The 25,857-nt window shown below is 36.0% G+C and carries 25 protein-coding genes and 1 tRNA gene; 11 read left to right on the top strand and 15 right to left on the bottom strand.

The window, feature by feature from the left end; genetic code table 11:
• Positions 1-44: 44 nt before the first annotated feature.
• From FVQ77_13355 to FVQ77_13330, 6 genes are all read right to left on the bottom strand, one after another.
• Positions 45-488, bottom strand: coding sequence for a hypothetical protein (locus FVQ77_13355; protein ID MBW8051301.1), 444 nt, complete (start codon positions 486-488; stop codon positions 45-47).
• Positions 489-517: 29 nt separating this feature from the next.
• Positions 518-787 carry a hypothetical protein gene (locus FVQ77_13350; GenBank protein MBW8051300.1) on the bottom strand — a complete coding sequence of 90 codons (270 nt, stop codon included), beginning with the start codon at positions 785-787 and terminating at the stop codon, positions 518-520.
• Between the two features lie 69 nt (positions 788-856).
• Positions 857-1,096 carry a DUF4926 domain-containing protein gene (locus tag FVQ77_13345; GenBank protein MBW8051299.1) on the bottom strand — a complete coding sequence of 80 codons (240 nt, stop codon included), beginning with the start codon at positions 1,094-1,096 and terminating at the stop codon, positions 857-859.
• A gap of 5 nt (positions 1,097-1,101) precedes the next feature.
• The gene (locus tag FVQ77_13340; GenBank protein ID MBW8051298.1) at positions 1,102-1,425 is read right to left on the bottom strand and encodes a hypothetical protein; all 324 of its coding nucleotides are present in this window, start codon (positions 1,423-1,425) and stop codon (positions 1,102-1,104) included.
• Between the two features lie 204 nt (positions 1,426-1,629).
• Positions 1,630-1,809 carry a DUF433 domain-containing protein gene (locus FVQ77_13335; GenBank protein MBW8051297.1) on the bottom strand — a complete coding sequence of 60 codons (180 nt, stop codon included), beginning with the start codon at positions 1,807-1,809 and terminating at the stop codon, positions 1,630-1,632.
• 50 nt (positions 1,810-1,859) lie between these two features.
• The gene (locus FVQ77_13330; GenBank protein MBW8051296.1) at positions 1,860-3,584 is read right to left on the bottom strand and encodes a two pore domain potassium channel family protein; all 1,725 of its coding nucleotides are present in this window, start codon (positions 3,582-3,584) and stop codon (positions 1,860-1,862) included.
• Positions 3,585-3,734: 150 nt separating this feature from the next.
• On the opposite strand from FVQ77_13330, the gene FVQ77_13325 reads away from it, so the two are divergent.
• Complete coding sequence (locus tag FVQ77_13325; GenBank protein ID MBW8051295.1) at positions 3,735-4,430, top strand: hypothetical protein; 696 nt, start codon at positions 3,735-3,737, stop codon at positions 4,428-4,430.
• 39 nt (positions 4,431-4,469) lie between these two features.
• Here the strand turns inward: FVQ77_13325 and FVQ77_13320 are convergent.
• A tRNA-Arg gene (locus FVQ77_13320) sits at positions 4,470-4,543 on the bottom strand.
• On the opposite strand from FVQ77_13320, the gene FVQ77_13315 reads away from it, so the two are divergent.
• Positions 4,540-4,767, top strand: coding sequence for a hypothetical protein (locus tag FVQ77_13315; protein MBW8051294.1), 228 nt, complete (start codon positions 4,540-4,542; stop codon positions 4,765-4,767). The two genes, FVQ77_13320 and FVQ77_13315, sit on opposite strands and share 4 nt — an antisense overlap.
• Here FVQ77_13315 and sucC read toward each other — a convergent pair.
• The 3 genes from sucC to FVQ77_13300 are packed head-to-tail and all read right to left on the bottom strand — an operon-like array spanning position 4,698 to position 8,952.
• Positions 4,698-5,900, bottom strand: coding sequence for an ADP-forming succinate--CoA ligase subunit beta (gene sucC / locus FVQ77_13310; protein ID MBW8051293.1), 1,203 nt, complete (start codon positions 5,898-5,900; stop codon positions 4,698-4,700). The two genes, FVQ77_13315 and sucC, sit on opposite strands and share 70 nt — an antisense overlap.
• 3 nt (positions 5,901-5,903) lie before the next feature.
• Positions 5,904-6,623: a HEPN domain-containing protein gene (locus tag FVQ77_13305; GenBank protein ID MBW8051292.1), complete on the bottom strand. Its 720-nt coding sequence runs from the start codon at positions 6,621-6,623 to the stop codon at positions 5,904-5,906.
• A gap of 46 nt (positions 6,624-6,669) precedes the next feature.
• Complete coding sequence (locus FVQ77_13300; GenBank protein ID MBW8051291.1) at positions 6,670-8,952, bottom strand: valine--tRNA ligase; 2,283 nt, start codon at positions 8,950-8,952, stop codon at positions 6,670-6,672.
• 669 nt (positions 8,953-9,621) lie between these two features.
• On the opposite strand from FVQ77_13300, the gene FVQ77_13295 reads away from it, so the two are divergent.
• From FVQ77_13295 to FVQ77_13280, 4 genes are all read left to right on the top strand, one after another.
• Positions 9,622-10,575 (top strand): hypothetical protein, encoded by a 954-nt coding sequence (locus FVQ77_13295; protein MBW8051290.1) that lies wholly within the window; start codon positions 9,622-9,624, stop codon positions 10,573-10,575.
• A 346-nt stretch (positions 10,576-10,921) separates the two neighbouring features.
• Positions 10,922-11,365, top strand: a complete 444-nt coding sequence (locus FVQ77_13290; protein ID MBW8051289.1) for a hypothetical protein — start codon at positions 10,922-10,924, stop codon at positions 11,363-11,365.
• Between the two features lie 68 nt (positions 11,366-11,433).
• Complete coding sequence (gene fahA, locus FVQ77_13285; protein ID MBW8051288.1) at positions 11,434-12,765, top strand: fumarylacetoacetase; 1,332 nt, start codon at positions 11,434-11,436, stop codon at positions 12,763-12,765.
• A gap of 156 nt (positions 12,766-12,921) precedes the next feature.
• Entirely contained in the window at positions 12,922-16,161 is a 3,240-nt protein-coding gene (locus FVQ77_13280; protein MBW8051287.1) for a tetratricopeptide repeat protein, read from the top strand.
• Positions 16,162-16,464: 303 nt separating this feature from the next.
• Here the strand turns inward: FVQ77_13280 and FVQ77_13275 are convergent, their stop codons facing one another.
• From FVQ77_13275 to FVQ77_13255, 5 genes are all read right to left on the bottom strand, one after another.
• Positions 16,465-16,617: a hypothetical protein gene (locus FVQ77_13275; GenBank protein MBW8051286.1), complete on the bottom strand. Its 153-nt coding sequence runs from the start codon at positions 16,615-16,617 to the stop codon at positions 16,465-16,467.
• A 98-nt stretch (positions 16,618-16,715) separates the two neighbouring features.
• Positions 16,716-18,923 carry a S8 family serine peptidase gene (locus tag FVQ77_13270; GenBank protein MBW8051285.1) on the bottom strand — a complete coding sequence of 736 codons (2,208 nt, stop codon included), beginning with the start codon at positions 18,921-18,923 and terminating at the stop codon, positions 16,716-16,718.
• 183 nt (positions 18,924-19,106) lie between these two features.
• Positions 19,107-19,532, bottom strand: a complete 426-nt coding sequence (locus FVQ77_13265; GenBank protein MBW8051284.1) for a hypothetical protein — start codon at positions 19,530-19,532, stop codon at positions 19,107-19,109.
• 32 nt (positions 19,533-19,564) lie between these two features.
• Positions 19,565-21,154: a hypothetical protein gene (locus tag FVQ77_13260; GenBank protein ID MBW8051283.1), complete on the bottom strand. Its 1,590-nt coding sequence runs from the start codon at positions 21,152-21,154 to the stop codon at positions 19,565-19,567.
• Between the two features lie 89 nt (positions 21,155-21,243).
• Positions 21,244-21,852 (bottom strand): helix-turn-helix transcriptional regulator, encoded by a 609-nt coding sequence (locus FVQ77_13255; GenBank protein ID MBW8051282.1) that lies wholly within the window; start codon positions 21,850-21,852, stop codon positions 21,244-21,246.
• Between the two features lie 281 nt (positions 21,853-22,133).
• Between FVQ77_13255 and FVQ77_13250 the strand changes: the two genes are divergently transcribed.
• From FVQ77_13250 to FVQ77_13230, 5 genes are all read left to right on the top strand, one after another.
• Complete coding sequence (locus FVQ77_13250) at positions 22,134-22,550, top strand: DUF1987 domain-containing protein (protein ID MBW8051281.1); 417 nt, start codon at positions 22,134-22,136, stop codon at positions 22,548-22,550.
• A gap of 81 nt (positions 22,551-22,631) precedes the next feature.
• A complete protein-coding gene (locus FVQ77_13245) occupies positions 22,632-23,519 on the top strand; it encodes a flavin reductase family protein (protein MBW8051280.1) in 888 nt (295 codons plus the stop codon).
• 20 nt (positions 23,520-23,539) lie between these two features.
• Entirely contained in the window at positions 23,540-24,166 is a 627-nt protein-coding gene (locus FVQ77_13240) for a DUF4290 domain-containing protein (protein MBW8051279.1), read from the top strand.
• Positions 24,167-24,273: 107 nt separating this feature from the next.
• Positions 24,274-25,590, top strand: coding sequence for a UDP-N-acetylglucosamine 1-carboxyvinyltransferase (murA, locus tag FVQ77_13235; GenBank protein MBW8051278.1), 1,317 nt, complete (start codon positions 24,274-24,276; stop codon positions 25,588-25,590).
• Between the two features lie 85 nt (positions 25,591-25,675).
• On the top strand, positions 25,676-25,857 hold a 182-nt coding region (locus tag FVQ77_13230; GenBank protein ID MBW8051277.1), incomplete at its 3' end, for a four helix bundle protein.

Here is a 25,857-nt window from a genome sequence, read left to right as displayed (position 1 = left end):
AGGCTCTTGCCTTATTTTTTTTGCAAAGATAGTTATGTTTAATCCTAAATATTAATTGTTTTTATCGGACAACAGTGGTTTTTTGTGTAGATTACCGGTATTTGCCAGGATATTAAAATTGAAAGTATTGCTCCCTTGATGGCTTCTTTTTTAATATTGTGATTGGTAGTAAGTGGATTTCCCTCAATAATGAACAGAATGTTGTGTTTACCACACCACCAATCATCTTGATATTGAGGTTTACTTTTTTTGAGCCGGGCACACTGTTCGAATAAACGCTTATGAATAAGAGATGACACAAAATCTTCCGCAGATTTTCTTTCTATAATAATTTGATCATTAATGATATAGTCGCCTATCGGTAATGGGATAATAATGACATCAACATTTTTTTGAATAAGCAGGTCAGGAATGCCGGAGCGTTTTTCGCGGTAGTCGGTTTTGATCGTTAAATTCATTGGATTTAAAGTACTACTACTTAGTTGCATAAATAAGTATGATTTAGATAACTATGTAGTTACTTTGTCAGTTCAATCTCATCAATCCTTGAAAGAATTTTCGGTTTCAATTTTTTAATGATTACATATTTCACTTTTCCTTCTTCAGCTTCAATCTTCTTACCAAGTTTTAGGTTATGTTCTTTCAATTCTAAATCAAATTCTGGTAAAAGCACTATTTCAGCATCCTTTGGTATATTATTTTCTATATCAGGATGTTCAAATAAATACCTGCTGAATTCTGCGCTTAGCTCAATATTTTTTTCAACAATTTTTTTTTCATTTTTCATATCTTAATCCTCCAGAAATCTTTGTTTGAATAAAAAGAAAATAGAATTTTATCCTCATTGTAGCAGCTTTTAATTGATAGTTCTTGCGTGTAAAACTTCATTATGAGTAATAGAGGCAACTTTATCATCCGGAAGTGTAAAAATGCCTATAGTTTCTCCCAACGCATCGAAAGCTTCAAGTACATAAGCATTTGGAAGATCATCTTTACCCTCAATATATTCTACAATAGTTGCAATGTCGCCTTTTTTAAGGTGGTATTTAGGCAGATCACATTTTAACGAGACTTCTTTATATAGTGGGATTTTTATCATAGTTATTCCTTAAATGGATACAAAGTTATGAATTTATATTGCTTTTTTTGTTTATCATACATACAAATAGCAGTTATTTTTAGGGTTTTCATAGGGCCTTTCAGTTCACTATTAATTTTATAAAAAGTACCATATTCATTCTGTTCGACAATAGTTGCATCACTGTTCAGTACATGATTACGTAAATCTTTGTCTAATTGTTCCCAGTTTTCGAGATTATACCCAGCTATGTCTAAAAATCCAGCCTTATCATTCCGCTCCCGTTTTTTTAACAAATATTCAGTTAGTTTTGATTTTTCAATAATTATGTTAGCAGGTAATTTCATAATGTTTATATTTTCATATGAAACATAAAGCGTGATTTCCCCTCATCATAAACAATATCAGCATTCTCTAGCCTATACACCGAATCCTCACACGCCACCATCTCATCAATCCATTCCTATATGGAGAGTGTGCGTCTGGGTTTTTCCTGGGTAAATGCAAAATGGTGGGTGCAAAATGTAAACAGAATGATTTGGATGAGGTGTTTAAGTTTCATTACCGTATATTTTACAAATCTCTTTGTCTGATTCTACCTCTTTCATACATTCCTGTACATATAAAAATAGTGCTCTCAAACTTTCACATGTAAGATGAGGATAGCTTTCTATAATCTGTTTCTCACTCCAGCCAGATCCATAAAGACTGAGTATAAATTCATGATTAATTTACATCTTTCCATTTTTTAAAACGGATTAAATTAAAAATTGTTTCAATCTCAATTTTGCAATATCTGACTGATCAAGCTCACACTAAAAATACTCAACAAAAACCACCCAAGAAAACCTTCTAATATAGCCATATACCTGCTAATGCCCTTTACCGGAATATCCCCGAAGCCAAGTGTGGAAAAAGTGTTAATGCTTAAAAACAATGAGTTTATACTTCGTATGAGAATGAGATAAATAATGTAAAACACTACGCCAATTCCCGAAACGGTGGAAACGTATATTCTTCTGCCTCTCCTCAATTCTGTCCATCTGCCACTAAGGATATCCGTCCTCCGGTAAAACCATGAAGTAATTTTGTGATGTAACAATGAAAGGTGATACAACGGCCTACCTATTAATCTGAAGTAAAGCGGCAATTCTATCTTTCCTTCTTCTATTTCCATTTTGAAATCTTCATAAGATTGTATCTCTTCTTTGTACCTTTCAGAATAAAAATCTTCCATGCTTTGTTCCGAGCGGAACCAGGTCATCATTTTACGGTACCGGTTTACCAAATAACTCCGGTTGATCTGATCCCATTCGCTGTAGAAGAAGAAATAGAAAAGAGCAAAAGCGAGTATTACATAAAATGATATGATGAGCGATTTGGTGGGGCTGGTGCCGTAGTCGCAGAAGATTTTTAGGAATTGATTGAGCTTCCATTTTGAAAAGTTTTGAAGGGTTGGGTCTTGTTTGTAGAGGTATTGCCACCTGCGGGTTTCTATGTCTTTCATTTCTACGTAGCATGCGTTGGCTGATTCGATGTCGCCTCGTTCGCGGTAAAGTTTGAAAAATTTGTTATAAGAAGCGATCAGTTCTTTCAGATCGTAAGAATTTTTAATTTCATTATCAGTTTTTCCACGGAATACAAATAAACTATCTTCTGAATGCTTAAAAATACATAATTTATTCGTAAGCATATCCCAGTCAAAATTGGTGTTGCGTTCCGGAAAATTTATACCCCCCGTGCCAATATAATTATTAAACTTGCAATCTCTAACTCGTAGCTGTTCGTTTACAGTTAAACCACCAAAATTTACAGGCAGATCAAAAGTATCATTTTTTAAATGTAGTGCTTCTGTTGATACCCGAATATAAACTTCAGGTATCTTTGATGATTCAATGGGTATATTTTTTAGAGAATCGGATAAAATAAATTTAGAATTAAAGATATTTATATAACCTATTTCTGTAGAACTTATACTAAAATAAAAAAACTTGTTATACGAATTTGCTTCATAGATTAAATGATCAAATCGTAAATTTTTAATTATATTTCCCGCTTCCCAAAATTCTCCTTTTATTGTAGTATTAGAAAAGGTGAGAGTTTTAAATTCACATTCCAGTATACAAAAAAATTTTTCAAACGTACAATTAATAAAATCAAAATATGGTGCCTTACATAGCTCAAAAACTACACGATCTTTGAAAGAAAAATTATTTAAAACTATCCCGTGATCAAAATTAAAATTACAATCTGAGAGAACTATAGCAGACTTAATTACGATTTCATCTGCATTATCAACATCTCTCTCACGGTATTGGACTTTATCTTTTTTGTGGTTATAAACGATATCAGCATCAATTAAATAATAAACCGAATCCTCACAATTCACCATCTCATCAATCCATTCCTGTATGGAGAGGGTGCGTCTTAATTTTTCCTGAGAAAATGCAATATGGTAGGCGCAAAAGGAAAATAGAATAATTGTGATGATGAATTTTAGTTTCATAAAAACAGAAAATTTTGAACTAAATAAAAAAAAATCGTATTTTTGTGTAAAAATAGAAACAAAATAACACTAATTAAATATTATCATGGAAAAATTAATTTTAACGACCGACAATTCAACAAATACAAATCTGCTAATTAATTTCTTTAAATGACTGAAAAACCCTTAGGCCACAAAAGCTACGGAAGCATACCCCACCTGTCCAACAGCCGGCTTGGACCTGGTGAACATACCTGCGAGCAAGGACAGGAACGAATTGCAACAAAAGAGCCGAGGGATAAAAATGACCTGATCATTGTGCAGGAAAAAGTGGATGGAAGCAACTGTGCCGTTGCAAAGGTCAAGGGAGAGATCATACCGTTGGGCCGTGCCGGTTACAGGGCTGAAACGTCACCCTATAAACTGCATCATCGGTTTGCTGAATGGGTATTAGAAAATAAAAAAAGATTTGAAGAAGTATTAAAAGAGGGTGAAAGGATCGTGGGTGAATGGCTTGCACAAGCGCACGGAACGAGGTATAAACTGCCGCACGAACCATTTGTGGTATTTGATATTATGAGCAAGGGGCATGAAAGAATGTGTTACCACGATTTTTTATTGCGTGTTTTACCACATCAATTCATCGTGCCGAGATTAATCCATCTCGGGCAGCCCATAACGGTTAATAAAGTGCTGAAACTATTAGAACCTTCCGGACACGGAGCAATTGACCCTGTTGAAGGCGCTGTCTGGAGAGTAGAACGAAATGGCAAAGTTGACTTTTTGGTCAAATATTTAAGAAGCGATAAAATAGATGGCTGCTATTTGCCGGAAAACAATAATGGAAAGGAAGTTTGGAATGTATGAGCAGAGCGCAGAGCCCCGCCAATTGGCGGGGCTCTTTTGTACACCCAGAGGGACTCGAACCCCCAACCCTCTGATCCGAAGTCAGATATTCTATCCAGTTGAACTATGGGTGCAAGAAAAGTCGGCAATCTACAATCCCCAGTCGGCAAAAAACAATTGCCGACTGCTCCCGAGCACTCGGGATGGACTGCCGATTGTAGACTGCCGACTGCCGATTGTGGACTGCCGACTGCCGACTGCCGACTGCCGACTGTGGACTGCCAACTGTCAACTGTCAACTGATTTAAGCACTTCTGCAACATTTTCCGCTGCATCTTTTAGCAGGATAGCTGAATAAACTTTCAATCCTGATTGCTTTATTATTTCAGCGCCTTCTTTGGCATTGGTGCCTTGTAATCTTACTATGATCGGCACATCAATATTACCAATATTCTTATAGGCTTCAACCACCCCATTAGCTACTCTATCACACCGTACGATCCCGCCAAAAATATTGATCAGAATGGCTTTTACATTTGGGTCTTTAAGGATTATGCGAAATCCAGCTTCTACCGTCACTGCATTTGCACCTCCCCCCACATCAAGAAAATTTGCCGGTTCCCCACCGGATAATTTAATGATATCCATCGTAGCCATTGCCAATCCTGCCCCGTTTACCATACATCCTACATTACCATCAAGCTTTACGTAATTTAATCCGGCTTTAGTTGCTTCAACCTCCAATGGATCTTCTTCGGCTAAATCCCTGAGCGCTGTATATTCTTTATGACGGTACAAGGCATTATCGTCAAGGTTTACTTTCGCATCAACAGCCAATATTTTATCATCCGAAGTCTTCAGTACCGGGTTTATTTCAAAAAGTGATGAATCTGTTTCAACATAAGCTCTATAAAGAGCATGAACAAATTTTACCATTTCTTTAAAAGCGCCCCCTTCTAACCCTAAAGAAAAAGCGACCTTTCTTGCCTGGAATGGCTGTAATCCGACACCCGGGTCGATCCATTCTTTCATGATCTTTTCAGGGGTTTTGGTCGCAACTTCTTCAATATCCATACCGCCTTCTGTACTTGCCATGATCACATTTCTGCTTTTAGCCCTGTCAAGCAAGATGCTCAGATAAAATTCCTTTGGCTCTGATGTGCCGGGATAATAAACATCTTGAGCAATTAAAACCTTGTGTACTTTTTTACCTTCAGGACCTGTTTGATGTGTAACCAAATTCATTCCAATGATCCGGGAAGAAAGTTCTTTTACGTCATCCAGATTTTTTGCTAACTTCACACCACCCCCTTTCCCTCTGCCTCCCGCATGGATCTGGGCTTTTACTACGTACCATTCGCTGCCGGTATCCGCATTGATTTTTTTAGCAGCCTCCACAGCTTTTTCAGGTGTATCTGCTACGATGCCTTCCTGAATGTTTACGCCATAGCTTTTCAGAATGTCTTTTGCCTGGTATTCGTGGATGTTCACTATCTAATTGTTTGATATGATTAGTTTTTCAATTTCTTTATTGAAATCTTTAGCCTGTTCAAATAATTCCTCAGCCTCTTTCTTGGAGAATTTAGTATATGGAACATAATCGCCTTCTATTCGCTTATCAAAAGTATTAGTGATAATATCGCCAAATTTCTTATCAATAATATTTTCATCTACAAAAGTTTTAATGAACCAGTCTATCAATGGCTTATGTTTTGTTCTTTTAAATTTATGCATTAAAGCTAAAGCAGAAAGCATGTAATACATTCCATAGTAGATCCTGTTTACAGCTACGAACAATTTATTATTATCCATATTGAACTTTGCATCATCCAAAGTTTCTTTTGCTACCTCAATTCTGTATTTAATCAAGGTTTCTCTCTCAGGTTGTTTAAGTGTCATTTTATATTTGGTATTTTTAAGGGCTTCAAGGATAAATGGCTCTTTCCCTTTTATAGTTTTTAATTCATATTTTGATACCACGTGTAAATCTATCCAAATACCATATTTTCTATTAATTTCGTAACAATAATGAGACAATTTATTTTTATATTTATAATTATAATTATTTTTCAGAATAATTAGCACATCATGATCAGATTCTTTTGTTGCCCTTCCATTGATCTGCGAACCAAATAATATTACATCTTCAATATTGCTTCCAAAACGCTGTATTAATCTGTTTTGTAGTTCATTTATGAAGGTAGTTGATTCCATGGTTAAATAATTTATTATTTTTAAATGTAAAAGTAAAAAATTATTATTATTTCACCAAATTTAACAACTTTTCTTCCAAAACTCTGATATTCGTCTCAGCATCAGCTTTTTTCTTTTTTTCCCTCTCCACAATTTCACTTCTGGCATTTTTTATAAAACCTTGATTGTTTAACTTTTTCTCTACCGAAACCAAAAAACTTTTGGTATATGCTAACTCAGAGTTTAATTTATCTACCTCAGCCTCTTTATCAATACTTTCATCGAGAGGAACAAAATATTCATTTGACTTCAAAATAAATGAATATGAATCCTCTATTTTATCATCAATATAAGTTATGTCAGATAGGTTACAGAGTTTTTTTATCATAGAATCAAACGTTTTGTGATTATATTGATTGGCTTTTACATAAAGAGTCAATGGATTTTTGTTTGGGATCTGATGCTTTTTCCTTAAATTTCTAATGGATACTGTTACTTCAGCAGCTGCTTCAAATTGTGAAATTGCTTGTTCAGGTCCTTCCAATTCAGGCGTATATCCCACTTCTACATCTTTGGCATTAGGCCAATCAGCAACAATGATGCAGTCCTCTCTACTCCTTTCTCTTAGCAAATGCCATATTTCTTCAGTAATAAACGGCATAAACGGATGAAGAATCTTTAATAATTTTTCAAAAAAATTAATAGTTACCTCAGAGGTGGATTTATCAATATATTGGTTTAATTCAGGCTTTACTATTTCCAGGTACCATGAACAGAAATCATCCCAGATCAATTTATAAGTACTCATCAAAGCATCAGAGATCCTGTATTTTGAAAAGTGGTCATCAATAGTGGAAATTGACCTATTTATTTTGGCATCGAACCAATTACCAGCAACTTTACTGTGTCCGGGTTGTTCAATTGTTTCATCTATCTTCCACCCTTCTACCAACCTGAAAGCATTCCATATCTTATTGCAAAAATTCCTTCCCTGTTCACATAACTTTTCTTCAAATAACAGGTCATTACCGGCAGGAGAGCTAACCAAGATACCGAAACGAACGCCATCAGCCCCATACTTGTCTATTAATTCCAAAGGCTCTGGTGAATTTCCTAATGATTTGCTCATCTTCCTGCCTTTCTTGTCTCTTACTATACCTGTAAGATATACATTCCTGAAAGGCATCTCTTTGCGGTATTCATACCCTGCCATGATCATCCGGGCTACCCAGAAAAACAGGATCTCAGGAGCAGTAACAAGGTCATCGGTTGGGTAATAATATTTCATGTCCGGATTATTACGATCTTTAAATCCATCAAACACAGAAATGGGCCAAAGCCACGAGGAAAACCAGGTATCCAATACATCCTCATCCTGTTTTACAATTTTAAATTTTAATTTTTTGTTTTTAAATTTTTCAATTGCTTCCTCTTTAGCTTTCGCAACTACATAGTCCCCGTTTTCATTATACCAGGCAGGGATCCTATGTCCCCACCAGAGTTGACGCGATATACACCAGTCCCTGATGTTTTCCATCCAGGATCGGTACATATTCTTAAACTTAGACGGATGCAGCCTGATCTTATCATTCATCACATTCTCCAGTGCCGGTTTAGCCAGTTTCTTCATATTGCAAAACCACTGTTTTGACAATCTCGGCTCTACCACTGAATCGGTTCTCTCAGAATAACCAACTTTATTTACTATATCCTCTACCTTTTCAAGCTGACCGGCTTTATCCAGCTCTTTAACTATTTTTTTACGGGCTGCAAACCTGTCTTCTCCAATGTAGCGCTCCGCATTTTCGTTCAGCGTACCATCATCATTTAAAATATCGATACTTTGCAGCTTATGCTTAACTCCCAATTCATAGTCATTGGGGTCATGAGCAGGCGTAACCTTCAAACAACCGGTGCCAAATTCCATATCAACATATTCATCATAGATCACCGGGATAGCCCTGTTAATGAAAGGTACCAAAGCTTTCTTCCCCTTTAAATGCTTATATCTTTCATCTTTTGGATTTACACAAATTGCAGTATCGCCCAGTATGGTTTCGGGTCTTGTGGTAGCAATTATAATATATTCATCTGATTTCGCATTTCGGATTTCGGGTTTCGAGTTTCGGATTTCGAGTTTCGAGTTTCGAGTTTCGAGTTTCGAGTTTCGAGTTTTGGATTTCGAGTTTCGAATTTCGAATTTCGAATTTCGAGTTTCGAGTTTCGGATTTCGGATTTCAGACGGATTATCAAGCATGTATCTAACATAATAAAGCTTAGATTTCACCTCCTTATAAATTACTTCTTCATCAGATAATGCGGTTTTGCCTGCCGGATCCCAGTTCACCATCCTGAATCCGCGATAAATGTACCCTTTGTTATGAAGATCTATAAATACATCAATCACGGCATCTGAAAGGCTATCTTCCATTGTAAAGCGGGTTCTGTCCCAGTCACATGAGCAGCCAAGCTTCTTTAATTGCTCCAGGATAATGCCTCCATACTTCTCTCTCCACTCCCAGGCATATTTAGTGAACTGCTCTCTTGTCAGATCTTTTTTTTGCAACCCTTTTTCCTTGAGCATTTCTACCACTTTAGCTTCAGTGGCAATAGAGGCATGATCTGTTCCGGGCACCCAGCACGTTTCTTTCCCCTTCATCCTGGCTTTACGAACAAGTATATCCTGGATCGTATTGTTAAGCATATGCCCCATATGCAAAACACCCGTTACATTGGGCGGAGGGATTACAATGCAATAAGATTCTTTGGTTTTTGAAGGAGTTGAATGGAAAAACACTTCCTTCAGCCAATGGTCATACCATTTGTCTTCTACATTTTTTGGGCTGTATGTTTTTGAGATTTTCATTATGATGCAAAGATACGAATTTACCCCGATGCAAATATACGAATTGAGTATATTAGCATTGTTCTTAAATCAATTTTTGAATTAAAAACACGTTACATTTGCCTTTTTCCGTTTGATATCTTACATTTGACCCCCATTAGTCTTTCTTTAAAAATGAAATTTTATTTCCAGAGTAAAAATATGCTCTCTGCGCTATGCGCTATGCGCTATGCGCTATGCGCTATGCTCTATGCTCTATTTATTTTTAGCTGCACTTGCAATAACAACGAAGATGCAGGAAGCCCCCCTCTAACTCCCCCCAAAGGGGGGAGAACTGGCCAACCCCACGCCAAAATCACCGATGAAACAATAATAGGTATCATCACATCCTTCCCCTCCCCATTAGAAATATCATATCTTCTTAAATATGTTGGAGCAGATTATTCGAGGAAAATTTTAAATCTTGCAGACAATAAAAAAAAATATATTACAAATTTCAGAAAATCACTGAATCTTGGCATTTATGGAGCAGATCTGGGTTATATATACATGTATGGCCAAAAACAAGATGCATTCACCTACCTGGAAATAGTTCATGATCTTGCTGGTGATCTGAATGTAAGCCACTTCTTCGATTTTGAACTGATCGGCCGGCTAGCTATTAAAAGTGAAAGCCTGGATTCATTGATGATCATTACCACTTCTAATTTTGAAAAAATAAATAAATACCTGCGCGAGCAGGATCAGATACATTTAAGTGTGTTAATGCTTACCGGTGGATGGCTGGAATCTATCTATATTTTAACACAAGCAGCTCAACAAAGCAATAATCAGGAATTGAACAGGCGGATCGGGTTGCAAAAAACAATATTGGATAACATTGTTTCGCTTTTATCTGCTTACCAGTCTGATCCGAACGTTAGAAATTTATTGAGGGAGCTCAAAGAGCTTAAGAAACTTTTTGACCAGGTCGTTATAAATTATACCTATAAAGAGCCAACTTACAAAAAAATGGATGGTATGGTAATGACTATAGATCATAGCACAACCACGATAAAGTTTCCGGATGGTTTGCTTGATAAAATTACAAGAAAGATCAATACTATAAGGAATAATGTGATTAGTTGATGTCGTAAGATGTTGATGAATGGTTATATGGTTATATGGCTTTATGGTTATATGGTGATATGGTGATATGGTGATATGGTTATATGGTTAAGTTGTTTAAAAATTACACCTAAAAATCTAAATTGAAAAAACTATTCTATATCAGTGATTGTTAAGCTACGTAAATAATATCTTTGAGATTTGGTGTGTGGGTTTACCGATAAACTGAAAACCGAAAGCTGAAAAACTGAAAAACCGGAATTACCTAAAAACTGCCCAGAGAACTAAACAACCAGATAAATATAACAAATCAAAAATTAACCATATAACCATATCACCATATAACCATATAACAATTAACAATTTGATGAAACGTTTATTACTCATCGCTTTTTTCATCACCATAGTAAGCAGGTTTTGTTTTTCTCAATGTAATTTTGATGATGATCAATTACTACAATGCACAGCATTGCTTGAAGATTACAGCTTTATAAAAGTATATGAAATTGATGTGAAATTTCTCGGAAGCTGGGGTGGAAATGCTACAACAGAATATTCATATGTATTTAGTGAAAATACATACTATAAACTACAAATATGTGAGACCAAAGTCGCCAGCGATTTGGTTATAAGCATCTATGACATGGATAATAATTTGATCACAACAAACGATAATAATCCCGAGCACTTGAGATCGGCTATTGGATTTTTATGTAACAGCTCAGGCGTTTATCGCTTACGGTTCATATATAAGAGTGATGAAATTCCCATGGATTGCGGTTATTGTGTCCTGGGGACGAAGAAAATTTGAAAATGTGCTAATTTGAAAATTTGTTGATGTGTTGATTTCTTAAATTACCAAATTAGCAAATTATCTAAATGATCAATCCCAACGACCCCTCGTTAAAATCATGGATTGAAGTCCCGCAAAACAGCGACTTCCCTATTCAGAACTTGCCTTTTGGTATTTTTAAAATATCAAACTCAACTCCGCGTGCAGGAGTTGCAATTGGTGAATATGTTGTTGATCTGAATGCTTTAAGTGAATTGGGTTTCTTTAATGATCTGTTTTACAATGAGGGGAGCCTTTCGCCTGTAGTTCGCAATGTATTCAATAAAGAATACCTGAACGACTTTATTTCGCTTGGTAAGCCGGTTTGCAGCGAGGTAAGAGCACGTATTTCTGAATTGCTGAGACACGATAACAGTGAGCTGAGAGATAACGAAAAAATAAGAAACAAGGTTTTATACAAGACGCAAGAAGTAACGATGCACTTTCCGGTAAAAGTAGGAGATTATACAGATTTCTACTCCAGCGAAGAACATGCCACCAACGTAGGCAGTATGTTTCGTGATCCTAAAAATGCCCTGTTACCTAATTGGAAACACATGCCGGTAGCATACCATGGAAGAGCATCATCTATCATCGTGTCAGGCACAAATATTCACCGGCCTAAAGGACAAAGCAAAGCGGATAATGCAGAAAATCCCACCTTCGGGCCATCAAAAAACCTTGACTTTGAACTGGAAATGGCATTTATCGCAGGTAAAAGAACAAAATTAGGGGAAAGTATTTCGATCAATGATGCAGAAGAATATATTTTTGGTTTTGTACTTTTTAATGACTGGTCGGCACGTGATATACAAAAATGGGAGTATGTACCCTTAGGGCCTTTTCTTGGAAAAAATTTTGCTTCCTCAATCTCTCCCTGGGTGGTTACCCTGGAGGCATTAGAACCTTTCAGAGTAGAAGGGAAAGTGCAAAGCCCGAAACCCCTACCCTACTTGCAAGTTTCTCAGAGTACATCAGAACAGGCAGACAAAAAGAATTTCGACATTAACCTTGAAGTTTATATTGAGCCTAGCTCCCCCCAACCCTCCGGAGAGGGGGCTATAAAATTAACCAAAACCAACTTTAAGTATATGTATTGGAACATTAACCAGCAATTAGCACACCACACTGTCAATGGATGTAATATTAATGTTGGAGATATGTTTGCATCAGGTACCATCAGTGGTCCCACGGAAGATTCGTATGGCTCCATGCTGGAATTATCCTGGAAAGGAACCAAACCAATAAAAATGCCCGATGGAACGGAACGAAAGTTTATTAATGACGGAGATACGGTGATCATGCGGGCTTATGGGGAGAAAAATGGGGTAAGGATCGGGTTTGGGGAAGTAAGGACAAAGGTACTACCGGCATTGTAACACTGTCAAGGAAAAAGTAAAAAGGAAAAAGTAAAAAGTGAATTTATACTTTTTACTTGTAAATGTCAAGGAAAAAGTGAATTTATACTTTTTCCTTTTTCCTTTTTACTTGTAATATAATGGTCATTCAATAGCCATTCTATTGCCAGTTGTCATATGAGAGAATATACAAAATATATTATCCTGATCTTTTTCATTCTTTTAAAAAATTATTCTTGTAGCTACATATTCGCCCAAACAAAAATTGATCCCGAGTACTCGGGACGAAAAACTACACAAAAAGACACCAACAAAGTAAAAATACTAAACAAACTTAGTTCTGAACACATCAGAAACAACCCCTATAAAGCGCTTGAATATGCCCAACAAGGTTTAGAAATTGCCAGGAAATCAGATTACAGGCAAGGCATCGCAAAATCATTAAGTATTATCGGGATTATTTATAAAAATCTTGGCATCTACGAGAAAGCTATAAACTATTCCCTGCAATCCGCTAAAATAAGACGGGAATTGCTACCCGCCACCTCCTTCAATGACGAATGGTTCGAGGCCAAAAAAGGGATTGTACTATCTCTGAACAATCTCGGGATCGTATATTCTTATCAACGTAACTACGAAAAATCCCTGGACTATTTTCTACAATCCTTTAAAATAGTAGAAGAATTATTAGAAAGGAGCGAAAATCACGATGAGATCATCTGGTGCAAAAAAACAATTGCTGGAATATTAGGCAATAGTGGGATCATCTATAAACAACAAGGTAAATACGAGCAAGCCTTGGACCATCACCTGCAATGCTTAAAAGTAATGGAAAACTTAAGTATTGAGCAGGGAATTGCTTCCTCTTGGGATAATATAGGCAGTGTATATCTGAATCAGGGCAATATTAAAAAAGCATTGAACCATTTTCAGCAATCATTATTAATAAGAGAAGCAACAGGTGATAAAAAAGGGATTACAATAAGTTTAAAGAATATTGGAAATATTTATATAACTCAAGGAAACTACGAAGTAGCTTTAGAATACATTAAAAGAAGCTTAAGTATTGCAGAAGCGTTGGGAGCAAAATATCACATAATGATTGGCTATGAGCAGTTGGCTGCTGTTTATGCGACACAAAAAAAATATAAACCCGCCTACCAATACCACCAAATGTATGCACAAGTAAAAGATAGCCTGTTCAACGAAGAAAAAGCCAAAGAAATAGGCAAGCTCGAAGCAAGAAATGAATTTGAAAAGAAAATAGCTGAAGAGAAAGCCAGGACTAAAGCGGAAGCAAAAACTGAGGCGGAAAGACAAAAAACAAGCAACTTTTTGCAATATTCTGTTATTGTCATCTTCATAGCCGTATTGCTTTTAGTCGTTTTCACGCTCGGACGGTTGTTCCCTTCTAAAAAGGGGGGCAGGCCTGCCTCGCACCGAAGGTTGGGGGGGATGTTGCCTGTCCGCGTTTCTAAATTTCTTATCTTTATAATCTTCCTGTTATTATTTGAATTTATATTGGTATTGACAGACCCCTTTGTAGAGAAACTATCCGAAGGAGCCCCGCTGATAAAGGTATTATTTAATGTAATAGTAGCAACAATATTTTTTCCTATCCACAGGTTTTTTGAAGTAAAGATCAGAAGCTGGCTTTTCCAGGCCCCGGATAACCTGGAAGCAGGAACTAAAAAACCTATAAAGAATGTAGCACATTTTTTAATCTTTTTCTGCTCATTCTGTATTATCAACTCCCCCCTACCGACCAAATTCTCCATTGCACAGTCTGATGTAATTAATCCCAAAATCGCCCCGCCAAAGGCGGGGCAGGTAAATTTTAGAATAGATAGTCTTAAAACTCTATTAAACTCTGTGCGGGAAGATACCAGCAAAGTAATTATTCTAAATAATCTCTGCCGGGAATATATGGAAACAGATTATAACAAAGCCCTGCAATATGGTAATCAGGGTCTGGCTATAGGTAAAAAATTAAACTCTCCTAAAGCAATCAATGCTATCCTGATTAATATTGGCCTTATTTATAAAAGCCAGGGAGACTATGAAAAAGCCCTTGATCACTATTTTCAAGCCCTGAAAATAAGTGACAAGTTGGGACACCAAAAAGGAATTGCATCCTGTTATAACAATATAGGAGTAGTTTATAAAAATCAAGGTGATTATCCCATAGCATTGGAATACTATTTCAAATCTTTAAAGATCAAAAAAGAATTAGGAAGTAAAAAAGCATTGAGTGTCTCATATTACAATATTGGACAAGTGAACAGATTACAAGGCAATTATCCCGAAGCTATGGAATATCATTTCAAATCTTTAAGGATCAAAGAGGAACTGGGAGACCGAAAAAGTATAGCCACTTCTTACAATAGTATTGGAATTATTTATGAAAATCAGCACAATTATTCCCAGGCTTTGGATTATTATTTCAGGGCTTTAAAGATATATGAACGGTTTGAAGATAAAACGATTGGAATTGCTTATGCTTTTAATAACATAGGAAGTATCTATTATTATAAAGGAGACATAGAGAAGTCGTTGGAATATGACCTCAAATCTTTACAGATAAGTGCAACACTGGGGAACAAAAAAGGAATGGGAATGTCTTGTACGAATATTGGGGACACCTATATTGAGCTTGCCTCTTTAAAAGATTCTGCAGGCTATTATCAACTGGCCATGGAATTCCAGCAAAGAGCTCTTGAAATTAAAGAAGAGATTGGGGATAAATGGGGAATGATCTACTGCCTTAACGGAATGGGTAATATTTACATCAAACAAGGTAGAACCAATGAAGCAATAGAGGATTTTAACCAAAGTATTGCTATTGCTAAAGAAATAGGAAGCAAATTAGAACTAAGCAAATCTTATAAAAATCTTACAGAAGCTTATGAGCTAGTTAATAACTATCAGAAAGCCTACAAATACCACCAACTACTTCTGCAAATAAGTGACACCCTGTTTAACGAAGAAAAATCAAAAGAAATAGGTAAAGTGGAAGAAAACTATGCACTGGAAAAGAAACTGGCTGCACAAAAAAACCACCAGGAAGAACTGGCAAGAATAGAAGCTGTAAAAAATGCCAGGAGGGATATTATGCAGTATTCAGGTATCTTTATTTTTATTGTCATCTTTTTTGTAAGTTTACTAACCCTTGGGGGCATACTAAACCTAATCCCTCTCTGGTTCATTAACGGTTTGGTATTTTCAGCTTTTCTGCTATTCTTTGAATTTATGTTGGTTTTTTTAGACCCTTATATCGAAGTTCTAACAGGTGGAGCGCCTGCACTGAAACTTGCAATTAATACCGTACTGGCTTCAATGATATACCCGTTGCATCAGTTCTTTGAAGCTAAATTGAAAAAAAGAATATTGAAAAAAAAGGACTATATGTTTTATTAAGGGCTTACCGAAAAATAAGTTCCAGATTTTTGCGCACAAATTTGTTACAGATTTGGCTTATCTGATTGAGCAAAACCGCAGGAATAGCAGCGTTATTTTGAGGATTTTGCGATTGAGGAGGGGCGAGCGTAAAAAATTCTGCCCTTTGGCAGAATTTAGCGAGCAGCCAGCTATGGAGGGAGGGATCAAAGATGTGGCAAAGTTGTGATGCAAAAATCGGAACTTATTTTTCGGCAAGCCCTAATTGCTTTAAAAAAGTTAAATGCAATGAGTAGTTTGAAATGTTTGTTTTTTAATAGATAGCTATTTTCTTACAACCGAAAATTTATGAGAAGCAGTATAATCTTTGGTGGTGATGGTGCAGAAATACAAACCAGGAATGAGATTACCTGCATCAAATCTGATCTGGTATTTGCCTTTGGGTTGGTTGGTGTTATTTGCTAATTCATTGATCAATTTGCCACATAAATCATATAAATTTAATTTAACCTGGCAACCATCCTACAGTAACGTTTGTAAAATTTAGAGAATCAAGATAGATAGAATCATTATTTTTACTCTGATTTAACCATTTTTCGGGTTTCCACAACCTCATCCCCATTCATGATCATATAATAATAAATACCCGAAGGTAAATTGGAACCATCCAATGTGGTTGTAAATTTACCCTTCAAATGATTATTATTATTCACCAATGCAGCTACTTTTTTACCACAAACATTGAAAACTGAAATAGATATTAGGCTTTGTTTTTTTATATAATAATCTATGTGGGTATGATCATTGAATGGATTAGGATAATTAAAGGATAAGAAATATTCATCTGTCTTTTGCTTTACTTTTATGTTATTATCTTCAAATTCATTTTTTGGATCATTGTGGGTATCATTATTACTATTATTATTAGCCATCCTGCATTGAGATGCACAAGTTAATGGTTGAGATATAAAAGCGTACAATTCTCCCGTTATTTCAACATCACCTGTAAAAATTATTTCTTCTCCCGCTTCCATTGTAACATTTGCACCACCAGCAATAATGAATGGCCCCGTTGGTTGATTAGGATCAACATTTGAACCTGCTTCTATTCTGATACCTGCTCTGAAATCTACTGTACTTGTAATTGTTTGATTTTGAAGAAATAAATAAGCTGCTTCATTGACAGCTTTGAAGGCATCAACCAAACCGTATCCCATTTCATTGTTCCAAGTTCCGTTTGGTCTTCCAGTTGTAGTTACGTATGAGTAACTTCCTACTTTTTGAGCAGTCTGCTCTATTATATCCCGTACTTGCTGACCTGTAAGGCAGGGATTTACAGATAAAATTAGTGCTGCAACACCTGCAACATGAGGACATGCAGCAGAGGTTCCGCCAAATGTTTGCGTATAATCACCACTGGTACCACTGCTAGTATTATATCCATTTGTTCCTTGTCTGTCAGTAGTTGGAATTAATACGCCCGGTGCCATTATATCCAGTTCTGTTCCATAATTGCTACCCCAGTTTTCACCATCACAAGAACTTGGATTTTTTCTTTCTTCACATGGACTTAATGCCCCTACAGCAAGAATATCGGGATTACTATTGGCAGGATAAGTAACAGAAGAATTATTCCCATTCTGCGTAATAAAAACAACTACACAGCCAAGTCCATTTCTGCCCTGAGTTAGTGCATTGTCAATGGCGTCATCAAGTAAAGTACTTGTATATGCATCATGACCCCAGGAATTACTTATTACAGATGCACCATTCTGCCATGCAAAGTTAAACCCAGCTGCTAACTCTTGAGCAACATCAACAGACAAGTCCAAATTATTGCTTATTGACATTAAAGGACAATTTTGGGCAATACCTGCAACACCAAGATTATTATCAGAACTGGCTCCGATAATTCCTGCACAAGCTGTACCATGTCTGCCAAGAACCTGACTTGGCGATGTATCTGATTCAGTATCAAAGCTTACCGGGTGCATATTCGGCATATCCGGGTGATTCAGTTCAATACCACGATCAAGTACTGCAACTACAATATTATTACTCCCTGTTGTTGTTTGCCACGCTTGGCATGCATTTATGTCAGCACCAACTGTACCGCCATTTTGCCCCGTATTTTTAAGCCCCCATTGATTATTGAAATGTGGATCATTTACACAACCTGTTAATAAATCAACCATTAAATCAGGTTCTGAAGCGACAAATAACCCGGTTTCATAAAACAGATTAGCCATATCCAAAGCATTTCCTGCGGAATGTTTTGAACATGAAAGGGTAAACCAAAGTGGCATAAACTTGTTGTTTCCAAGTATTTCCACATTATTTTGCTGTGCTAATTCTTCAAGGTTTTCTACATCATCTTCTTTAAATAGTTTTACATAGAAAAGATGTGATATTCCAACTTCTTTTCCTACTGATGTATAATATAATGGAACTTCGTAAATTATATCCTTCTGCGTAGTAAGTTTTACATTACCTATATTTTGACTTTTAACAATGGCCCATTTTTTCTCGCTTTTAACATTTCCCTTATACGCCTTAATACTTGAAAATACATTGATATTGTTGAATTTATGCACTTTCAAATCAGGAATATTAAGCTTTTGTTTTAATACAATGCTGTCTTCTATGTCTTCTAAGGTTAGATATTTCTTGGTTGGAATCTTTTCGAGAAAGACTTTCTGATTTTTATACCAGTAATAATCATTTTGGGCCAAAAGAGCCATATTTGCAATGATGAGCGAAAAGAGAATTAATAGTTTTTTCATTGGATTGAGGTTTTTATATTATGAAACACTTTGTTTTCAAAGGTTAATGAATCTATTGCAAAATTATTTTTTCGCTGAAGGTTTTATTATTGATTTCAATGGGTATCAGATACTGTCCTTTTGCAATTCCTAATATATTTAAAAGTGTGTCTGTTGGTGAAAAAGTTTTAATTAATTTTCCATTCATATAGATACAGTAAAATAAAATGAATCACTCCCAGTTATGCTATCGAAATTAATATTAACAGTATAATTATAAATTAACTTGTAATTACCATAATTTAAGTTTCCAATTGTTAATGTGTCTATTGATTGACAAGGTGTTCCTGCTGTTCCTAGTGTATAATAAGCAAACACCGAAATTTGAAAATTACTGCTGTTTATTGTTGACGAATCAAGCGTGCACTCACTGGTAGGAAAATAAGTATAGCATACAACTTTTATAATGTCTGAAGTGTCGGGATTCTGTGGCAATAACTTCAAATTATCAATATAAGATTTAGATCCATTAGAAGTTGTTGTTTCTCCGGAATTTATTGGTTCTTTACTACACCCACATCCAAAGGTAAATAAAACAATACCCGCAAAATAATATATGTAATTTAACATCAATTTTTCTTTTTATATCTTTTTTAAATATATCAATTAGCCTTTTTTTTATTTCGTTTTTTATTTTTCTCCAAACCCTCTACTCTCATTAACAGATCAGCATAACCATCCTCTAATTTCATATTTTTAATTTTTAGCTCTTTATTTTGTTTTTCCAGCTCTTTAACTCGTTTTTCCATTGCCTTATCATTATTCATCAGATCATCAACAATATTGCTTAATCCATTAATTGCTTTATCAAGATCAAACAAATGAAGAAATATCTCCTCGATTTTTTTAAGCAACGTAGTAAACATATTACTCACATTTAACCCTTCTTTTATCATTTCTTTTGCTGATTTAACTCCCGGTAAGTGATGATGTTTTTTTGTGAAATATCTTACATAGTCAAGTTCATCTTTTTTGTAGCCTTCTTCTAGCACGTAATCACAGCCGCCACCTGTTAAATTTACTCTTAGTGTACAAGCTCTGAGAGTGCCGGCAATGTCTAATTTAATAGTCGGATCTGGTGTTTTCCCGATTCCGACATTTCCTGTTATATTATCAATTTCCAAACCTAATGGCCCACTTCCATCATCATAAAATATCCTCAGTTTGCCATTATTATTATCAATAGACCAGGCGTTAAATTCACTAAATTGAGTTTGAGTAGGGTCAGCGAGTATGATTTGTCCGCCTTCACTGCCAAAACCAGGGCCGACCAGTGCAATTGTAGATTGAGCTATTATATTTCCATTTACATGGAACTTTTCCTGAGGATTTATATCTACGCCAACATTACCTGTTATGTTATCAATATTCAAAGCTACTGGCCCCAAGCCATCATTATAAAATATCCTCAGTTTGCCATTATTATTATCAATAGACCAGGCATTAAATTCACTAAATTGAGTTTGAGTAGGGTCAGCGAGTATGATTTGTCCGCCTTCACTGCCGAAACCAGGACCTACCAGTGCAATTGTAGATTGAGCTATTATATTTCCATTTACATGGAATTTTTCTTGTGGGTTTATCGTTGCGATTCCAAGATTTCCGTTTGCCAACATGGTCATTTTGGGGTTACCTACAGATGTCCAGGCAAAAAGAGGACGAATAAAAGGTTCACTAAATACGTTACCATCTGCAATCCTGGAATCAAAGGTCATAATTGGTCTTGCACTATCATCCTTCGCAGAAGTAATTGTAGCAAGTAAAGCTAATGCCTGACGATTGTCGGTTTCATGATGACCCCAAAGAAGAGGAATATACTGACCTGTGTTGCCTGTTGAATTAACTATTTGAAAAAAATCACCCGATGCATCAGCTACTTCTGTTCGCAGCGGCATTTCAAAATTTGGAGATGATACAGAAGGGGATGAAATAGTTAATCTTGCCGTTGGGGTAGTAACACCGATGCCGACATTATCGTAGATTTCTTCGCATAAACGGATATCCGATCCGGATTTCTGCCACGCATCCGTGGCTGTCTGAGTACAAGCTTTTCCCGGTCCATTACTAGGTGGTCCTACAGTACCAGGTGGTCCTATACCGGCAAATAAATTGGATGATAATATTGTGCTAATAAAAGTAATGACTATTATACTTTTTGCACAATTTCTGTTAAATGCTTTTAAAGTTTCCATAATTAAAAATTGATTAATTGATTTCAGCACAAAGGAAATAGAGCTTTAATAAATATATAATAAAACATGCAAAAAATTTTGACATTATTTTATAAGATTTTGACATTTATGTAGTTAAAGTTAAGGTTTTTGTAAAGATGATGGAGGTAGGGGGGGGGGCAATGTTTTTTCTTATAAGAGCTTAGTGTTTCACCTTCAGTTTTTTTGAATTGATTAGATAAATATTGTACGCTGCTATAACGCATTTTTTTCGCAATTTTAGTTTCGGTTAGTTTGCCTCCTATTAACAATTGCTTTAAACGTACTATCTTTTGAGAAATGATATATTTTTCAATTGTGATCTTCTCTACCGATTTAAAAAGTCTGCTCAGATAGCTGTAATTCATTCCAATACTTTCACTTATATAATCAGAGTTGTTCATATTTATTTTGCTATTAAAAATTAAATTATTTATGGTACCTTTTATCTTTTCTACTATCATTTGCTTTCTGCCAAGAATAAGCTGCATATTATTATTTCTTAAAATAACCCTTATCCTCATCAACTGAAACTGACCAGGTTTTTTGGCAAGTACGATCTTTCCTGTCATTAAATCAATTATATGAAGATTGATTGTTTCTAATTGTTGCCATAACTGCCGCATACTGCTATAGCTATCACACTTTAAATTTTTTACCTGTAAAGAATGTTTTTTCATTGTAATTCTATGTATTTTATTGCAATATAGGTAATTTATAAACAAACATTATTACGTATCAGGATTATTTCATATCTTTGCATGTCATTAACTATAACCTCTTTAGAAATTGATTCAATAACAGGTAAGTTGGTATTTTCAGCAATAAATCCTAACGGGGTAATTAATGGGCATCTCTAAAAACTACATATTTTTTAAAACACACCCCTTGCCCCTCTTGATAGAGGGGAATGTATGGTGTAGTTTTTAGAGATGCCCTAATAACTATGTCAGAATTAAATATTTCACCATTAGAAATAGACTCTACAGAAGATACACCGGCTATACTCTTAGATGCAGAAAAAGGTGTGTTCAAAATTAAAGGTATATCCATGCCTGAAGATGCTCAATTATTTTATAAACCTGTGATGGAGTGGATTACTCAGTACTGCACTAAACCCAATTCAAAAACAAAATTTGTTTTTGAATTTGAATACTTTAATACCGCTTCTTCTCAAAGAATTTTAGAAATACTTAAAACCGTTGAAAAAATCCATAACCATACAACCCAGGCAAGTTTTTCATGGCTTTGTAATCCTGATGATGAAGATATGAAAGAAGCCGGTGAATTGTTCGCTAAATTAGTTACCATTCCCTTTAATCTGATAACCAGCCACACTGCCACCAAACATACCGCAGGAAAGTTATGGAAGCTATAAAAAAAACGCATAGAGCATAGCGCATGGCCCCGCCATTTGGCGGGGCTATACGCCCTGCGCCATACGCTTGTAAATTTTCACATGAAAACCATCAATCCCAAAGAAGTTTCAATAACTGAATTTCACGCACTGATCCTGGGCAGTGTAGCTCCCAGGCCCATAGCATTTGCAAGCACTGTTGACAAAGCAGGTAATGTAAATCTAAGTCCATTTAGTTTTTTTAACGCTTTCAGCGTTAATCCTCCAACTCTTATATTTTCACCTGCCCGCAGGGTGAGAGACAATACCACCAAGCATACCCTGGATAATGTTTATGAAACAATGGAAGTAGTAATTAACATTGTTGACCATAATATCGTTGAACAAGCATCGCTGGCAAGTACTGAATATGATAAAGGAGTTAACGAATTTACAAAAGCCGGATTGACAGAAGCGCCTTCAGAGTTGGTTACTCCCCCTCGTGTAAATGAATCCCCCGCTGCTTATGAATGTAAAGTAAAACAAGTTATTGAGTTAGGCAAACATGGGGGCGCTGGCAATTTGATCATATGTGAAGTGCTCTTAGCTCATTTTAAAGAGCACATTTTTGATGAAAACGGCAAAATTGACCCACACAAAATTGATCTGGTAGCCCGCATGGGGGCAGATTGGTATTGTAGAGCTAAAGGCGATGTATTTGAAGTGCCCAAACCAGTTAAAACCAAAGGTATTGGTGTGGATAATATTCCGGAATCTATTAAAAATAGTGATATTCTTACAGGAAATAACCTGGGAAGATTGGGTAATATTGAAACATTACCTGATAAAAAGGCCGTTGAAGCATTCAGAAATCAATCGGCAATTTGCAACATAGTAGAAAAATATAGAGGAAATAACCCTGGATTCATAAAAGAAATCCATATATTTGCACAAAAACTCCTGCGGGAAGGACAAATAGAAGAAGCCTGGAAGGCTTTACTTATATTATAAACCTTTAAACTTCAAGAACCATGCACCAATATAACACCAGTGAAAAGCCCGTAATATTCAAAGAATACGGAAGAAATATTCAAAAAATTGTAGAATACATATCCGGTTTGAAAAATAAAAAAGAGCGAAACGATTTAGCCAAACCAACCATTGAATTAATGAAACAGCTTAACCCCACGATCAAAGAATCGTACGACTATTATCATAAACTCTGGAACCAACTCTACATTATGTCTGATTTTAAGATTGACGTTGATAGTAAATATGACATGAAAAAAGAGAAGAAAAAAGATAATAAGCCTAAAAAAATGGAATATAACATTAATAAATTACACTATAAACATTACGGAAGAAACATTGAATTACTGATTGAAAATGCGTGTAATATTAAAAATAAAGAAGACCGCGACAAAGCAATAAAACAAGCCGGATGTTTGATGAAAACCTTTTTCATGAACTATAATAAAGACTACATAGATGATGAACTAATTTTAGAACACATAAAAGAAATATCCGGCAACAAAGTAAAAATTGACATTAAAAAAGAAGGCGGTCAGGATATGTTTTCTATACAAAACAGAAGCCTCAGCCGCAATACCAGAAGCAGTAGAAGAACCCCGGATAAAAGAAGAGGTAGTAGACAGTAAACAGTAGACAATCTACAAATGACAGTTTACAGTTGATAATGACTACCAATAATCACTAAGGGCAAAGAATCCAATATCTAAAATCCAGTACCCAGTACCCAGCAAACATGTCTTCCTTTGAAATTATTGGAGGTAAAAAACTAAAAGGAGAAATTATCCCCCAAGGCGCTAAAAATGAGGCATTGCAGGTAATATGTGCTTCGTTATTAACTCCGGAACCTGTAATAATAAAAAATGTACCTGATATATTAGATGTAAACAAACTTATTGAGCTTCTCAAAGACCTGGGTGTCAATATTAAAAAAATTAATCATGCTGAATACAAATTTCAGGCAAAACATATCAACTTAGATTATCTTGAAAGTGAGACATTCAGGCAAAAAGTCTCCAAACTTAGAGGTTCATTAATGATATTAGGCCCGCTGTTGGCAAGGTTCGGTAGAAGCAAAATTCCAAAGCCGGGAGGTGATAAGATAGGAAGAAGAAGGCTTGATACCCACTTTACCGGACTCCAAAAATTAGGAGCAAAATTTAATTATGATCATAAGAAGGATTTTTATAAAATAGATGCCAATAACCTAAAAGGTTGCTACATATTATTAGATGAAGCCTCTGTAACCGGTACGGCCAATGTCATCATGGCAGCTTCTTTAGCCAGAGGTACAACCACTATTTATAATGCAGCGTGTGAACCTTATATTCAGCAGCTTTGCCGAATGATCATTTCAATGGGGGGGGGAATCACCGGGATCGGCTCTAACCTCTTAACAATTAAAGGAGTAAAATCCCTGAATGGCGCCAAACATACACTTCTCCCTGATATGATAGAGACAGGCTGCTTTATATGTCTGGCTGCATTGACCTCCTCTGACATTACCATTAAAAACGCTCATATTGCTCAATTAGGCCTGACTCTAAACGTACTTCAAAAACTTGGCATCAACATGCAAATCAATGGAGACGATATATACATTCCTTCACAAGAGCATTATGAAATAGAAACTTTTATAGATGGCTCTATTTTGACGATTAGTGATGCACCGTGGCCGGGCTTTACGCCTGATCTGCTAAGTACGGTTTTGGTAACAGCAACCCAGGCAAAAGGCACTGTTGTGATACACCAGAAAATGTTTGAAAGCAGGTTGTTTTTCGTTGATAAACTCATAGACATGGGAGCACAGATCATCTTATGCGACCCGCATAGAGCGACTGTTATCGGTCTCGACAGGCAAACTCCATTAAGAGGTATTACAATGACATCTCCGGATATTCGTGCAGGTGTTTCACTATTGATCGCTGCCCTGGCTGCAGAAGGAACCAGTCTTATTCACAATATAGAAGAAATTGACAGGGGATATGAAAATATTGATGTGAGGCTGAAGAAATTAGGAGCACAAATCAGGCGCATAGAGCATAGAGCATAGCGCATGGCGCATGGCGCAGAGAGCAGAGAGCAGAGAGCGTGGCGCAGAGAGCAGAGAGCATGGCGTAAAGCATATTACATAGTGTATGGCAAAATTTAGATTTCAGGATTTAGAAATTTGGCAAATGGCAATAGAAATTTCTGATAAACTATTTGATATTGCCGATGAGCTTGAAAAAAAACATCTCTACCGATGGGCTGAACAACTTAGGGCCTGCGGGATGAGTATGTCAAATAATATCTCTGAAGGATCAGGTTCTACTTCAAA

This window comes from Cytophagales bacterium, assembly GCA_019456305.1.
Lineage (GTDB): Bacteria > Bacteroidota > Bacteroidia > Cytophagales > VRUD01 > VRUD01.
The sequence above is the reverse complement of the archived record's forward strand: the minus strand, read 5'-3'. Positions and strand labels throughout refer to the sequence as shown.

What these genes read in the sequence shown, in the direction of transcription:
- FVQ77_13355 (MBW8051301.1), bottom strand. Translation starts at nt 488, where the DNA reads ATGCAACTAAGTAGTAGTACTTTAAATCCAATGAATTTAACGATCAAA.
- FVQ77_13350 (MBW8051300.1), bottom strand. Translation starts at nt 787, where the DNA reads ATGAAAAATGAAAAAAAAATTGTTGAAAAAAATATTGAGCTAAGCGCA.
- FVQ77_13340 (MBW8051298.1), bottom strand. Translation starts at nt 1,425, where the DNA reads ATGAAATTACCTGCTAACATAATTATTGAAAAATCAAAACTAACTGAA.
- FVQ77_13330 (MBW8051296.1), bottom strand. Translation starts at nt 3,584, where the DNA reads ATGAAACTAAAATTCATCATCACAATTATTCTATTTTCCTTTTGCGCC.
- FVQ77_13325 (MBW8051295.1), top strand. Translation starts at nt 3,735, where the DNA reads ATGACTGAAAAACCCTTAGGCCACAAAAGCTACGGAAGCATACCCCAC.
- FVQ77_13305 (MBW8051292.1), bottom strand. Translation starts at nt 6,623, where the DNA reads ATGGAATCAACTACCTTCATAAATGAACTACAAAACAGATTAATACAG.
- FVQ77_13300 (MBW8051291.1), bottom strand. Translation starts at nt 8,952, where the DNA reads ATGGTGAACTGGGATCCGGCAGGCAAAACCGCATTATCTGATGAAGAA.
- FVQ77_13295 (MBW8051290.1), top strand. Translation starts at nt 9,622, where the DNA reads ATGAAATTTTATTTCCAGAGTAAAAATATGCTCTCTGCGCTATGCGCT.
- FVQ77_13290 (MBW8051289.1), top strand. Translation starts at nt 10,922, where the DNA reads ATGAAACGTTTATTACTCATCGCTTTTTTCATCACCATAGTAAGCAGG.
- fahA (MBW8051288.1), top strand. Translation starts at nt 11,434, where the DNA reads ATGATCAATCCCAACGACCCCTCGTTAAAATCATGGATTGAAGTCCCG.
- FVQ77_13280 (MBW8051287.1), top strand. Translation starts at nt 12,922, where the DNA reads ATGAGAGAATATACAAAATATATTATCCTGATCTTTTTCATTCTTTTA.
- FVQ77_13270 (MBW8051285.1), bottom strand. Translation starts at nt 18,923, where the DNA reads ATGAAAAAACTATTAATTCTCTTTTCGCTCATCATTGCAAATATGGCT.
- FVQ77_13265 (MBW8051284.1), bottom strand. Translation starts at nt 19,532, where the DNA reads ATGTTAAATTACATATATTATTTTGCGGGTATTGTTTTATTTACCTTT.
- FVQ77_13260 (MBW8051283.1), bottom strand. Translation starts at nt 21,154, where the DNA reads ATGGAAACTTTAAAAGCATTTAACAGAAATTGTGCAAAAAGTATAATA.
- FVQ77_13255 (MBW8051282.1), bottom strand. Translation starts at nt 21,852, where the DNA reads ATGAAAAAACATTCTTTACAGGTAAAAAATTTAAAGTGTGATAGCTAT.
- FVQ77_13245 (MBW8051280.1), top strand. Translation starts at nt 22,632, where the DNA reads ATGAAAACCATCAATCCCAAAGAAGTTTCAATAACTGAATTTCACGCA.
- FVQ77_13240 (MBW8051279.1), top strand. Translation starts at nt 23,540, where the DNA reads ATGCACCAATATAACACCAGTGAAAAGCCCGTAATATTCAAAGAATAC.
- murA (MBW8051278.1), top strand. Translation starts at nt 24,274, where the DNA reads ATGTCTTCCTTTGAAATTATTGGAGGTAAAAAACTAAAAGGAGAAATT.